Source organism: Mycolicibacterium aromaticivorans JS19b1 = JCM 16368 (assembly GCF_000559085.1).
Taxonomy (GTDB): domain Bacteria; phylum Actinomycetota; class Actinomycetes; order Mycobacteriales; family Mycobacteriaceae; genus Mycobacterium; species Mycobacterium aromaticivorans.
Map to the genome: position 1 here is coordinate 609,978 of NZ_JALN02000001.1, position 12,522 is coordinate 622,499.

The following is a 12,522-nucleotide window of genomic DNA, read 5'->3' on the forward strand; positions in this document are numbered from 1 at the left end:
TCCGGCCGTCAGCCCGCTTTCTCCTGATACCGCGAATAGCCGTCTCGCCCGACCACGCCCGCGTGGTCGGCGGCCAAGCTGCCGACCCGGGTTCCCAAGTCCCTCGCCTGGTCGAGATTGATGTAGATCCCGGCCCCCTGGCGTCCCGTGGCGATGATCCCCTCGCCGAACCGGTGGAGCGCCGTGTCGAGCTCGTCGAACAGGTCGGCGGCGGCGTCGAAGTTGGAGTACGCATCGGCGGTCATCTCGGATCCGAGGAATTCGAAGGAACCCCCGTCGAGCAAGATCGACATGTCCTTCGATGCGGTGGACCGGACATCGAACAGCTCACCGGACGGAACCGCGTACTCCAGGCCGATGACGCCGGACGGGCAGTTCAGCGTCTTCCACTCGCCGTAGTTGTTGAATCGGTGGGCTCGCACGCCGGCGTCGTGGGTGTACAGCCACTGGTAGCCATGCCAGCTCGGCGGTGCGTCGGGCAGTCGCACCACGCCGACGACAAGGTCGCGCCGTCCCGAGGCCTGCGCGATCGCGGTGGACAGCTCGCTCAGCCCCAGGCTTGCGGCCAGGTCATCGGGTCGCCCGGTCCAGATGATCCGGCCGCAGGACACGACGCGTTTTCCGGCGGGACCCGACACCGTGACGGTGAAGCGTCGGCTACCGGACCTGCTGATCGCCGCCACGGTGGAGTCGAACAGCCAGTCGACTTTCCTTCCCAGCGATGCGGCCAGGCGCGACCACAGGACCCCTGCCCCGCCGTGCGGATAGATGAACTTGTCGGTCGGCTCATCGGGACGCGTCGAGTTCCGCATCCGCGGTAACGCGGTGGCCAGTACCGAGGCGAGCCGCGGCGAGAGGATCCGCTGCGAGGCCCACGCCGCCGGAATGTTCTTCGGGTCGATGCCGAACACCTTCCGGGCGTGCGGGGCCATGAACTTCTCCGACAGGTACGGCCCGTACCGGTTCTTGACCCAGTCGTCCAGGGTGTCGTCGGTGCGGCCGGCCGGCGCCGTCAGCTTCCAGGCGATCAGCGAGGCGGCGCCGCGGGCCCGGACGGACAGCGGCGCCGAGTGGCGAAACTGCCGCCAGTCGAACGGATAGCTGACCACATAGCCTTCCCGCAGGATTCCGCTGTGCCGGTCGATGTCCGACATCGGGATACCGCCAAGCCGATCGGCGAACTCCAGCCACACCCGGCGCTGCTCCGGTGTCGCCGACAGCAGCCGGTGACCGCCGAGGTCGACGTCATGCCCGGCCACGGTTGCCGGACGGGCCAGCCCGCCCACAAAGGCGGTTCGTTCCACGATGGCCACCGAGGATCCGGCCGCCACACACGCGTCGGCCGCCGTCAGCCCGGTCGGGCCCGCTCCGACGACGAGCACGTCGACGGACTGGGCAGCGCCGAGTTCTGACAACGAATTCCCCCCTTTTTGACGATGGTGCACCCACCGAATTGACGATGGTGTACCCACCGATCACCGATGCGGCTACATCAGCAGCTCAGTGCCGGTTTTTCGTCAGTGCTCCACGTCGTGCGACGCGGCAGGGCGCGGCTCGTCTTCCGGCGCCGCCGCGTCGCTGCGGATGTCGATGCGCCAGCCGGTCAAGCGGGCTGCCAGCCGGGCGTTCTGCCCCTCCTTGCCGATCGCCAGCGACAGCTGGAAGTCGGGCACCACCACCCGCGCCGCGCGGGTGTTCGCATCGATCACCGACACGGACACGACCTTCGCCGGCGACAGCGCGTTGGCTACGAATCGCGCCGGGTCCTCGTCGAAGTCGATGATGTCGATCTTCTCGCCGGACAGTTCGCTCATCACGTTTCGCACCCGCTGACCCATCGGACCGATGCAGGCGCCCTTGGCGTTGAGTCCCGGAACCTTGGAGTTGACCGCGATCTTGGACCGATGTCCGGCCTCTCGAGCCACCGCGACGATCTCGACCGAGTTGTCGGCGATCTCAGGCACCTCCAGCGAGAACAGCTTGCGAACCAGGTTGGGGTGTGTGCGTGACAGCGTGATCAGCGGTTCGCGCGCACCGCGGCTGACACCCACGACGTAGCAGCGCAGCCGGTCGCCGTGCTCGTAGGCTTCGCCCGGCACCTGCTCGGCAGCCGGGATGACGCCTTCGGCGCCCTTGGTCTCACTGCCCAGGCGCACGACGACCAGGCCGCGCGCATTGGCTCGGGCGTCGCGCTGGATGACACCGGCGACGATGTCGCCCTCCCGGGCGGAGAATTCCCCATAGCTGCGCTCGTTCTCGGCGTCGCGGAATCGCTGCAGCATGACCTGGCGGGCCGTCGTGGCCGCGACCCGGCCGAATCCCTCTGGCGTGTCGTCCCATTCGCTGATCAGGTTGCCGTCTTCGTCAGTCTCGCGCGCAATCACCTGCACCGCACCGCTTTTCCGGTCGATCTCGATGCGTGCGTCGGGCTGATGCCCCTCGGTGTGCCGGTAGGCGGTCAGCAATGCCGTCTTGATGGTGTCGAGCAACTCGTCGACCGAGATGCCGCGATCGATCTCGATCGCATGCAGGGCGGTCATGTCGATGTTCATGCTTCGGCCTCCGTTCCGGCTGCTCCCGCAAGTTCGAGCTCGCGTGGCTTTGGTGGTGAAAACTCGACCTGGACAACAGCTTTGACGATGTCAGCCAGCGGAATCCGGCGCACCGTCCAATCGTTGCGCTCGCGCACCACCAGGTCGACGGCGTCATCGGACACGATGCCCAACCGGGCGGTGACCGTGGTTCCGTCGGCGAGCTCGGCGTCGACGAGGCGGGCGTGCGCGCGACGGAAATGCTTCTCGGCGGTCAACGGTCGGTCCACCCCCGGCGAGGTGACTTCGAGAACGTAGGCGTCGTCGCCGGCGATCAGGTCGTCCAGCAGTGCCGAGGCCGAGCGGGAGAGCGCGGCGACGGTATCCAAGTCCAGTGGCTTGTCGCCGTCGGCGATGACGGTGATGCGCGGCGGCCGCGGGCGGCTGTCGATCACGACGTCGTCGATTTCGTATCCGGCGCGCACGAACTCACCATCGAGTAGCTCGATCACCTGCTTCTGGGTTGGTAGCCCCGTAGAACGGCCAGCCACGGCGAGCTCCTCCATCTTGAGTTGTCCTGATCAGCTGCGTCGGATGCAGGGCTCTCGAGAGAGCCAGCCCTCCACGATACGCCAGCACGGGGCACCGCAATGGCAGGATGTTGGCGTGCTGAGCCGAGATCCCCGTCCATTCGGCGGGATATCCCGACGACGAGTTCTCATCGACGGCAGCCGCGGGTTGGCGCTGCTCGCGGTGTTGGGCGCGGCGACAACCGCCTGCGGCAACCCGGCGCCGCCCGAACCCGATCCGCTGGAGCAGCAGGCCGAGCTGGCCCGCCATGACAGCGAACTCGCAGCTGCCGCGGCCAAGACCGCTCCCTCTGCACTGGCGCCGGCATTGACCGAGCTGGCGGCCGAGCGCGGGAAGCACGCCACGGCGCTTGCCGCCGAGGTCGCGCGACTGTCCGGCAAACCGGCATCGACGACAACTTCCACCGCTGCGACGACCACCACGTCGGCGTCCGGCGCCCCGGCACCGACGGTGGCCGACGTGGTCGCCGCGCTGCGCAGCTCGGCGGACAGCGCCACCTCGCTGGCGCCGACCCTGTCCGGATACCGGGCGGGCCTGATCGGTTCGATCGCGGCGTCCTGCGTCACCGGGTACTCGGTGGCCCTTTCCGCCGGAAAGGCCGGGCAATGACTTCACCGACTTCACCGACTTCACCGACGTCACCCACCTCACCGACATCGCCGACCCCGTCGACCACGCCCAATCCCGATCGGCCGTCGGATGCCGCCGCTGCGGCGCTGTTCGACGCGGTGGCCACCGAGCACGCGGCGATCTACGGGTACGGCATCGTCTCGGCCCACAGCTCTCCGGACGAGAACGACCTGGTCTCCGAAGCGATGGCGCAGCACCGCGAGCGCCGCGAAGCGGCCATCGCGATGCTGACCGGCCGCTCAGTCAAGGCGCCGGTGCCCGCCGCCGGCTATCAGCTGCCGATGGCGGTGAACACCCCGACCGACGCGGGCAATCTCGCGATCCGCATGGAGGATGACTGCGCGACGGCCTGGCGTGCGGTGATCGAGCGGGCGACGTCCGACCAGGACCGCGCCTTCGGCGTCAGCGCGCTGACCGAAACGGCGGTCCTGACCGCACGCTGGAAGCAGGCGCTGGGCATCCGGCCGCTGACCGAGGCGTTCCCCGGCGGCACCGAGTAACTAGGACGCCAGCGTCGCCGCGATGTCTGCGACGGCGCCGTCGGCGGCGACCTCGCGCTTCTCCCCGGTGAAGCGGTTACGCAGCTCGACGACCCCGTCGGCCCAGCCACGCCCGACCACGACGATCCACGGCACCCCGAGCAGCTCGGCGTCCTTGAACTTGACCCCCGGCGAGGCGGTGCGGTCGTCGAGCAGGACCTCCAGGCCGAGCCGGTCCAGGTCGCGGGCCAGCTCTTCGGCCCCGGCGCGGGCCTGAGCGTCCTTGTTGGCGATCACCACGTGCACGTCGAACGGTGACACCGACGCCGGCCAGCGCAGCCCGAGCTCGTCGTGCTGTTGTTCGGCGATCACCGCGACCAGGCGGGACACCCCAACACCGTAGGAACCCATCGTCAGCCGCACCGGCTTGCCGTCCTCGCCGAGGACGTCGGCGGCGAAGGCGTCGGTGTACTTGCGACCCAGCTGGAAGATGTGACCGATCTCGATCCCGCGCGCCGAGACCAGCGGTCCGGCGCCGTCGGGCGAGAGGTCGCCGTCGCGCACCTCGGCGGCCTCGATGGTGCCGTCGGCCACGAAATCCCGGCCGGCGACCAGGCCGACGACGTGCTTGCCGGTTTCGTCGGCGCCGGTGATCCACGCCGTCCCGTCCACCACCCGCGGATCCACCAGATAGCGAACCCCGTTGGCCAGCAAGCCTTTCGGACCGATGTACCCCTTCTTCAAGAAGGAGTACCTGGCGAAGTCGGCGTCGTCGAGCAGCGCGTATTCGGCGGGCTCCAGCGCAGCGCCGAGACGCTTGTCGTCGACTTCGCGGTCACCGGGCACGCCGATGGCCAGCAGCTCCCAGTCGCCGCCGGGGACACGGACCTTGAGCAGCACGTTCTTCAGAGTGTCGGCGGCGGTGATCTCCCGGCCGAGGCCGGCGGAGTTCGCCCACTCGACCAGGGTGGCGATGGTCGGGGTGTCGCCCGTGTCGTGCACCTGGGCGGGAGGAAGGCCAGCCACCTTTTCAGCCGGCATTGCCTCCGGGACCGCGGTGACCACCGCCTCGACGTTGGCGGCGTACCCGGATTCCACGCACCGCACGAAGGTGTCTTCGCCGATCTCGCTTTCGGCCAGGAATTCCTCGGAGGCAGAACCGCCCATCGCGCCGGACACCGCCGAGACGATCACATAGCGAATTGCCATGCGCTTGAACATGTTCTGATACGCCTCGCGGTGTGCGTGGTATGCGGTCTTGAGGCCGTCGTCGTCGACGTCGAACGAGTACGAGTCCTTCATGATGAACTCGCGTCCGCGCAGGATCCCGGCCCGCGGCCGGGCCTCGTCGCGGTACTTGGTCTGGATCTGGAACATCAGCAGCGGGAAGTCCTTGTAGGAGCTGTACTCCCCCTTCACCGTCAGGGTGAAGAACTCCTCATGGGTAGGGCCGAGCATGTAGTCGTTGCCGCGGCGGTCCTTGAGCCTGAACACTCCGTCGCCGTACTCGGTCCAGCGGTTGGTGGTCTCGTAGGGCGCTTTCGGCAGCAGCGCCGGGAACAGGATCTCCTGGCCACCGATCGCGACCATCTCCTCGCGCACGATCTTCTCGATCTTGCGCAGCACCCGCAGGCCCAGCGGCAGCCAGGTGTACAGCCCCGGAGCCACCGGCCGGACGTACCCGGCGCGGATCAACAGTTTGTGGCTGGGCACTTCGGCGTCGGCTGGATCGTCGCGCAGAGTGCGCAAGAACAGCTCGGACATGCGGGTGATCACGGTGGAACAGCCTAGCGATGAGCGCTCGCGCGAAGAGCCGAGGACTCCGGTTGCCCTCAGTCGCTGCCCTGCCAGGTGCAGATGCAGGCTTCGTTGCCCTCGGGATCGGCCAGCACCCAGAACGCCGGCGCCCGGGCATCGGACAACAGCGTCCCGCCCGCGGCGATCGCCGCGGCGATGCGCGTAGTCGCCACGTCGTGCGGCACGTCGATGTCGAGGTGGATGCGGTTGCGCTGGGGCCGGGGCGCATCCATCTGCTGAAACCAGATCGCCGGACCGCGCCCGGCCGGATCGATCAACCCGTCGGTCAGATCCGATGGTCCGGCTTCATCCACGTAGCCGGTGATCGCCTGCCAAAACGGCCGGACCGCACCGATGTCCAGCGCGTCGACGGCGATTTCGAGAGCCTGCACCGAAGCCGGCGCAAGACGCACGTTCCGTTCCGTCAAAACAGATGAAATCGCTTGCGCCAGAGCAATATCCACATCGGTGACCGTCGCGGCAGCCGCCGACTGCAGCCGGACCCCCACCCGATCGGACCTGATGTCGGTGCTCACGTGACCCTGACCGCCCGCGCGGACGGCGGCCACCACCAGCGCGGCCACCTCACCGGCCGCCGCCAGCGACGACACCGTCACCTCGGTGTAGACCGCACCGAGCACCAGTCGCCAGCCGAGGCCGGTGACCGCGTCGGAGATTTCCTGGCGGCTCGGCCGGTCCGACGCACTCACAGAGGTCAGCCTAGCGATCTGGCCGGCCGCGCTCTGGGCGTGCATAATTTCCCGCGCGCGCCACCGCCTCGGCGTGTTCTGATGTGCGGGCACGCACGACGCGGGAGGTGCGCAGTGTTACCGGAATTGCCCGACAACCACGATGACGACTCCGGTCCACCCGCTGTCGTCGCCCGCGGGATCAGGGTGCGCGGACCGTGGGGTCCGGTCTACGGTCCCGTCGACCTCGATGTTCCGGCCGGCGGCGTCAATGTCCTGGTGTGTCCGGCCGGCTCGGGACGCACGGCGCTGCTGATGACGATCGCCGGACGGATGGCGCCCCAGTCCGGCGAGCTGACCGTCTTCGGCGCCGGCGCCGTCCGCAGCATCTTCGCCACGTCCGCCCTCGCCGGTATCGACGAGCTCGACACCGTCCCCGAATCGGTCACCGTCCGCGATCTGATCACTGAACAATTGCGTTGGGACGCAAGGTGGTATCGCCTCGTGCGCAGAGCCGACATGGCCGCTCTGACGGCGATCTGCGCGCCCGTGTTCGGGCCGCATCCGCTGCCTCCCCTCGACGAGTACTTCGAAGAACTCTCCGAGCTGGACCGGCTGCTGCTTCGTATCGCCCTGGCCAACACCAAGCGCCCGCCGTTGCTGGTCGTCGGCAACCTCGATTTCGTCACCAGCGATCTCAACCGGGACCTGCTCATCGAGCGGCTGATCGACCTGGGCCGCGAACAGACGATCGTCACCGCGACGGTGAACGGGGTGAGCGGCCACGACGTCCGGTCACAGATTCCGGTCGCCAACGCCGACCGCGCCGAATTGTCGGAATCCCAGAAAGGGACGGGTTGACCATGCTCGCCGGAATGTCACTGGGCACCGACCTCAAGCGATACTCCCGAGGCGTCCTTCCCCGGATCGCCCTGATCACCATCATCTTGATGCCGCTGCTGTACGGCGCGATGTACCTGTGGGCGTTCTGGAATCCGTTCGCCGCGGTCAACAAGGTTCCCGCCGCTCTGGTCAATGAGGACCGTGGCGCCCAGGCTCAGGGCAAACCTCTGCGGGCCGGAGACCAGGTGGCCAAGGCGCTCAAGGATTCCGGCCAGCTGCAGTTGCACGAGACGTCGGCGGCCGACGCCGCCCGCGGGCTCGCCGACGGCACCTACTACTTCACGATCACGATCCCGGCCGATTTCAGCGCCGACATCGCCTCGCCCTCCGGCGATGAGCCCACCCCGGCCAGCCTGAAGTTCACCTTCAATGACGCCAACAACTACCTCGGCTCGATCATCGGTCAGAACGCCGCGCGCGAGGTCATCAATCAGGTCAATTCCAGTGTCGGCGAACAGACCGTCGGCACGGTGCTGACCGGGCTCACCGACGCCGGCGCCGGCCTCAAGGCCGCTGCCGACGGCGCCGACCGGCTGGCATCCGGACTGGACACCGCCGACGCCGGAGCCCACCAGCTCGCCGCAGGATCGACCACCCTGGCTACCAGCATGGCCACCGCCCGCGATGGCGCCGCCCAATTAGCGACCGGCACAAAACAATTGAACGCGTCTGTGACCACGGCGACCGATCCGCTGGTGCACGTGCTGGAACGGGTCGACGGGCTGGGGTTGGATCCGGCCGAGGTCGGCGCGGTCGCCGAACACCTCAGCGGTGCGGTGCGCTCGACGTCCGACCGGATAGCGGCGTTGAACATCGACCAACGGCAGGCCGCGGCCCTGGTCGATCAGGCGGTGGCCACGCTGTCGAACAATCCGGACCCCACGGTGCGCGATGTCGGGACAGTCCTCGCCGGGGCCCAGCGGCTGCTTCGGGCGCAAGGTATCGACCCCACGACCGACGACGGGCTCGCCCGACTGCGCGACAGCGCAGCCCAACTCGAAACCGAACTGGGCGACCCCACAAGCAAGTTGCGGACCTTCCTCACCGCGGCGGTCGACGGGTCGTTGCGCGCTGATGTCCTGAAGCTGCGCAGCGGCGTCCAACAGCTCGATTCCGGCACGCAGCGGCTCACCGCCGGCCTGGTGGCGCTGACCGACGGCAGCCGTCAGCTGGCGGCGGGCGCGCAACGGCTGGCCGATGGCACCGGCCAGTTGCGGGATGGCAGCCAGGAGCTGGCAGGCAAACTGCGCGAAGGCTCGACACAGGTTCCGTCGTGGACGCCGCAACAGCGCCAAGCCGTCGCCAAAACCGTTGCCTCTCCGGTGAATCTGGACATGGAGACGCACAACCCGGCGGCCACCTTCGGCACCGGATTCGCTCCGTTCTTCCTGCCGCTGGCGCTGTTCATCGGGGCGCTCATCATCTGGATGCTTCTGACCCCGTTGCAGTCCCGGCCGATCATCAACGGGCTCGGCGCGCTGCGCGTGGTGCTGGCGTCCTACTGGCCGGCCCTGCTCGTCGCGGTGAGCCAGGTGGTGGTGATGTACGTGGTGGTGCACTACGGCGTCGGGTTGAAGGCCCGCTATCCGGTGGCGACGGTGGCATTCCTGATCCTGGTCATCGCCGCATTCCTCGGCATCATCCAGGCGTTCAACGCGGTGTTCGGCGTGGCCGTCGGACGCGTGGTCACGCTGGCGTTCCTGATGCTGCAGCTGGTGTCGGCCGGTGGGATCTATCCGGTGGAGACCACCGCCAAACCCTTCCAGGTGATCCACCCGGCAGACCCGATGACCTATGCCGTCAACGGTTTACGCCAACTCATCAATGGTGGGATAGACCACCGATTGTGGATCGCGGTGGCGGTGCTGTCCGGAGTTCTCGCCGCATCGCTGGCCGCCACCGCCTGGGCGGCCCGGCGAAACCGCCAATACACGATGGAGCGGTTGCACCCACCCATCGAGGTGTGAGCCCGGCGGCCTCTAGGGTGGGTGAGTGACAACCGAATCGTCGCCGACCGGTTCTGCCGGGTCATCGCTGGCCGCCCAGACGTACGCCGGCCGGATGCCGTCGCACGTCGGGGACATGGCAGTCGAAACCCACGGGATCGCCCCCATTCCGCCGGGCAACCGGTACGGCGCCGCGCGCCGGCTGTTCACCGTCTGGTTCGCCCCCCAGGTGAACATGACGGTGGTGTTCACCGGCACGCTGGCCGTGGTGCTCGGACTGGGCTTCTGGCTTGGCCTGCTGGCGATGGTGATCGGCACGGTGGTCGGTTCGCTGGCCGTCGCGTACCTGTCCACCTGGGGCCCGCGCACCGGCACCGCCCAACTTCCCAACGCGCGCATGGCATTTGGCGGCACCGTCGGTATAGTCGCGGTGATCCAGTGGTTGTCGTCGATCGCCTGGGACGGGCTGGTCGGGTTGTTCGGCGGTGAGGCGCTCGCCGAACTGCTGGGCATGCCGTTCTGGTTGGCGGTGGTGATCGTGCTGGCGGCCCAGGGTGCCGTCGGGGTCTTCGGCTACGAGGTGATCCACCGGGTGCAGGCGGTGATGACGGTCGTGCTGATCGTCACTTTCGCGGTGTTCGCGTGGAAGCTGATCAACGGTCATCAGGTGATATCGCTGCCCACCCTGGGTGGCGCCGACCTGGCGGGTGCGTTCGCTCTGGAGGTCACCATCGCGCTGAGCCTGGCGATCTCGTGGGCCAGCTACGCCTCGGACTACAGTCGGTATCTGCCCGTCACCACATCGCGCACCGCCGTGTTCGGCTATACCTTCGGCGGTCTGGCGGTGGCCTACATCGCCGTGCAGGCGATCGGGGTGGCCGCGGCAGGCACGCTCACCGATCAGACTGCGCAGGGCGTGCGCGACATCATGGGCGGCGGCGTGCTGGGCGCGGTGGCGCTGCTGGTGATCGCGCTGGGGTCGGTGGCCTCGAACGCGATGAACGACTACAGCGGGTCCCTGGCGTTGCAGACCGTGGGGGTGCGGGTACGCAGGCCGGTGTCCGCGGTCGTGGTGGTGGTGATCGCGTTCGCGCTCATCATGTGGCTGCATTCCGGCGACCTGGCGTCACGCTTTCAGGGTGTGCTGTTGTTCGTCAGTTACTGGATTCCGGCGTTCGTGGCGATCGTGGCTATCGACTGGCGGTTCCGTAGCGCAGGCCGCGACGCGGTGAACCCGGCCGACGAGGTCACCCCCCGCAGCGACGCCGTCGTCGCGCTGGTGGCGTTCTTCGTGGCGTTCGCGGCGGCGGTCCCGTTCATGCACACGAACCTGATCGTCGGGCCGGTGGCGACGGCCCTGCACGGCGCCGATCTGGCGTACTTCGTGAATTTCCTTGTCGCAGCCGGGGTTTACGGCAGCTACCGGGTTATCCGGGGGCGCAGCTCCTAGAGCTCGCCGGCCTCGACGGCTTCGCGGGTGTGCTGGGCGGCGGCTATGTCGCGGGTGGAGAACCCGATGCCCAGCGCGGCCACCCCCACCAGCACGGCGATGCCGGCCACCCACAGCAGCGAATAGGTGTACCCCTGACCCAGCGCGTCGAGCTGGGCGGGCGTCATGTACTTGACCGGCCCCGTCGTTCCGCCCAGGTACAGCGTTCGCGAGGTCTGCACCGCCTGGACGATCACCAGGACCAGCGGACCGCCGAGGTTGAAGACCATCAGGGTGACCGACGAGACGGGACCGATCTCGCGCGGCCCGACTCCGGCCAGGGTGCACAGCGGCAGGATCACCGAGATGATCCCGATGCCCAGACCGCCGACGACGATCGGGACGAACAGGTCGGGGAAGTACGGAATCGACCGATTCAACGTCGACCCGTAGAGCATGGCCGCCAGCACGAGCAGACCACCGCCGAGGATCACCCACCGCGGCGCGATCCGTAGCGCCAGTTTGGTGGCGGCGACGTTGCCCACCACGAACGCCGCCGCAAACGGCATGAAGCAAATCCCGGCGCGCAACGGCGAGTACCCGAGCACATCCTGGACCAGCAGACCGATCATCACGCTCAGCGTCAGCATCACGCCGCCGGCCATGAAGTAGGCCGCGAAAGACGCGACACGGCTGCGATTGTCGAAGATCGAGAACGGCACCAGCGGGTTGTCGGCGCCGCGCTCCACGATCAGGAACGACACGAAGAACACTGCCGCGGCCACGCCCGCACCGATGACCCACGGATCGATCCAGCCGCGTGGCGGGCCCTGGGTGAAGACCAGCACGGCCGAGGTGCACGCCAGGGTGGCCAGCAGCGCGCCGGTGACGTCGAGCTTGAGTCTCTCGTGCCGGGTCTCTTCGAGCCGGGTCAGACCCACGACGATGATGAAGAGTCCGATCGGCACATTGACCAGAAAGGCCAGCCGCCAGGACAAGCCGGTCACCGCACCACCGGCGACGAGGCCGAGAACGGATCCGAGTCCCTGCATCGCGGCCGAGACGGCCAATGCCTGATTGCGGGCATGCCCGACGGCGTACGTGGTCGCGATCAGCGCCAGACCCGTCGGGGCGGCCACCGCGGCGCCCATCCCCTGCACGGCGCGCGACACGATCAGCGTCCACTGGTCGTTGGCCAGGCCGCACGCCAGTGAGGCGATGGTGAAGACGCCGACGCCGGAGATGAACGCGCGTTTGTGGCCGACGGCGTCGCCGACGCGACCGCCGAGCAGCAGCATGCCGCCGAAGGTCAGCACGTAGGCGGTGATCACCCAGCTCTTGGAGGCATCCGACAAGCCCAGCTCGGCCTGCATCCGCGGCAGCGCGACGATCACGATCGTGCCGTCGAGCGTGGACATCAGCTGCATACCGGTGATCGCGACGATCGCCAGCCCCAGCACTCTGGAGGACAGCGGTCTGGTGGTCGGCTGACGACCACTCACACCAGACATGGGTGACTACCCTACT

Annotated in this window: 11 protein-coding genes; 5 read left to right on the forward strand and 6 right to left on the reverse strand. The window is 68.1% G+C overall.

What is annotated here, in order from left to right; all coding sequences use genetic code 11:
- Window positions 1-8 precede the first annotated feature (8 nt).
- The 3 genes from Y900_RS02945 to rimP form a co-directional block, all read right to left on the reverse strand.
- Complete coding sequence (locus Y900_RS02945) at window positions 9-1,415, reverse strand: NAD(P)-binding protein (protein ID WP_036338800.1); 1,407 nt, start codon at window positions 1,413-1,415, stop codon at window positions 9-11.
- 102 nt (window positions 1,416-1,517) lie between these two features.
- Complete coding sequence (nusA, locus tag Y900_RS02950; protein WP_036338803.1) at window positions 1,518-2,552, reverse strand: transcription termination factor NusA; 1,035 nt, start codon at window positions 2,550-2,552, stop codon at window positions 1,518-1,520.
- Window positions 2,549-3,082 (reverse strand): ribosome maturation factor RimP, encoded by a 534-nt coding sequence (gene rimP, locus Y900_RS02955; protein ID WP_237752490.1) that lies wholly within the window; start codon window positions 3,080-3,082, stop codon window positions 2,549-2,551. The genes nusA and rimP overlap by 4 nt, the downstream gene beginning before the upstream one ends.
- Before the next feature lie 115 nt (window positions 3,083-3,197).
- Between rimP and Y900_RS02960 the strand changes: the two genes are divergently transcribed.
- Together Y900_RS02960 and Y900_RS02965 are read left to right on the forward strand one after the other, a co-directional pair.
- Window positions 3,198-3,731, forward strand: a complete 534-nt coding sequence (locus Y900_RS02960; RefSeq protein ID WP_036338808.1) for a membrane protein — start codon at window positions 3,198-3,200, stop codon at window positions 3,729-3,731.
- Window positions 3,728-4,252: a ferritin-like domain-containing protein gene (locus tag Y900_RS02965; RefSeq protein ID WP_036338811.1), complete on the forward strand. Its 525-nt coding sequence runs from the start codon at window positions 3,728-3,730 to the stop codon at window positions 4,250-4,252. Before Y900_RS02960 ends, Y900_RS02965 begins: the two co-directional genes overlap by 4 nt.
- On the opposite strand, the gene Y900_RS02970 is transcribed toward Y900_RS02965, so the two are convergent.
- Window positions 4,253-6,007 carry a proline--tRNA ligase gene (locus tag Y900_RS02970; RefSeq protein ID WP_036338814.1) on the reverse strand — a complete coding sequence of 585 codons (1,755 nt, stop codon included), beginning with the start codon at window positions 6,005-6,007 and terminating at the stop codon, window positions 4,253-4,255.
- 56 nt (window positions 6,008-6,063) lie between these two features.
- Window positions 6,064-6,738: a VOC family protein gene (locus Y900_RS02975; protein ID WP_036338817.1), complete on the reverse strand. Its 675-nt coding sequence runs from the start codon at window positions 6,736-6,738 to the stop codon at window positions 6,064-6,066.
- Between the two features lie 114 nt (window positions 6,739-6,852).
- On the opposite strand from Y900_RS02975, the gene Y900_RS02980 reads away from it, so the two are divergent.
- The 3 genes from Y900_RS02980 to Y900_RS02990 all read left to right on the forward strand — a co-directional run bounded on the left by Y900_RS02980 (window position 6,853) and on the right by Y900_RS02990 (window position 11,016).
- A complete protein-coding gene (locus Y900_RS02980) occupies window positions 6,853-7,578 on the forward strand; it encodes an ATP-binding cassette domain-containing protein (protein ID WP_036338820.1) in 726 nt (241 codons plus the stop codon).
- Window positions 7,579-7,592: 14 nt separating this feature from the next.
- Entirely contained in the window at window positions 7,593-9,587 is a 1,995-nt protein-coding gene (locus Y900_RS02985) for a YhgE/Pip domain-containing protein (RefSeq protein ID WP_081845263.1), read from the forward strand.
- A gap of 94 nt (window positions 9,588-9,681) precedes the next feature.
- A complete protein-coding gene (locus tag Y900_RS02990) occupies window positions 9,682-11,016 on the forward strand; it encodes a purine-cytosine permease family protein (RefSeq protein WP_036345691.1) in 1,335 nt (444 codons plus the stop codon).
- Here the strand turns inward: Y900_RS02990 and Y900_RS02995 are convergent.
- Entirely contained in the window at window positions 11,013-12,506 is a 1,494-nt protein-coding gene (locus Y900_RS02995; RefSeq protein ID WP_036338824.1) for an MFS transporter, read from the reverse strand. The two genes, Y900_RS02990 and Y900_RS02995, sit on opposite strands and share 4 nt — an antisense overlap.
- Between the last annotated feature and the right edge of the window lie 16 nt (window positions 12,507-12,522).

Coding starts and splice junctions, on each gene's coding strand:
- nusA (WP_036338803.1), bottom strand. CDS start 2,552: ATGAACATCGACATGACCGCCCTGCATGCGATCGAGATCGATCGCGGC.
- Y900_RS02965 (WP_036338811.1), top strand. CDS start 3,728: ATGACTTCACCGACTTCACCGACTTCACCGACGTCACCCACCTCACCG.
- Y900_RS02985 (WP_081845263.1), top strand. CDS start 7,593: ATGTCACTGGGCACCGACCTCAAGCGATACTCCCGAGGCGTCCTTCCC.
- Y900_RS02990 (WP_036345691.1), top strand. CDS start 9,682: ATGCCGTCGCACGTCGGGGACATGGCAGTCGAAACCCACGGGATCGCC.
- Y900_RS02995 (WP_036338824.1), bottom strand. CDS start 12,506: ATGTCTGGTGTGAGTGGTCGTCAGCCGACCACCAGACCGCTGTCCTCC.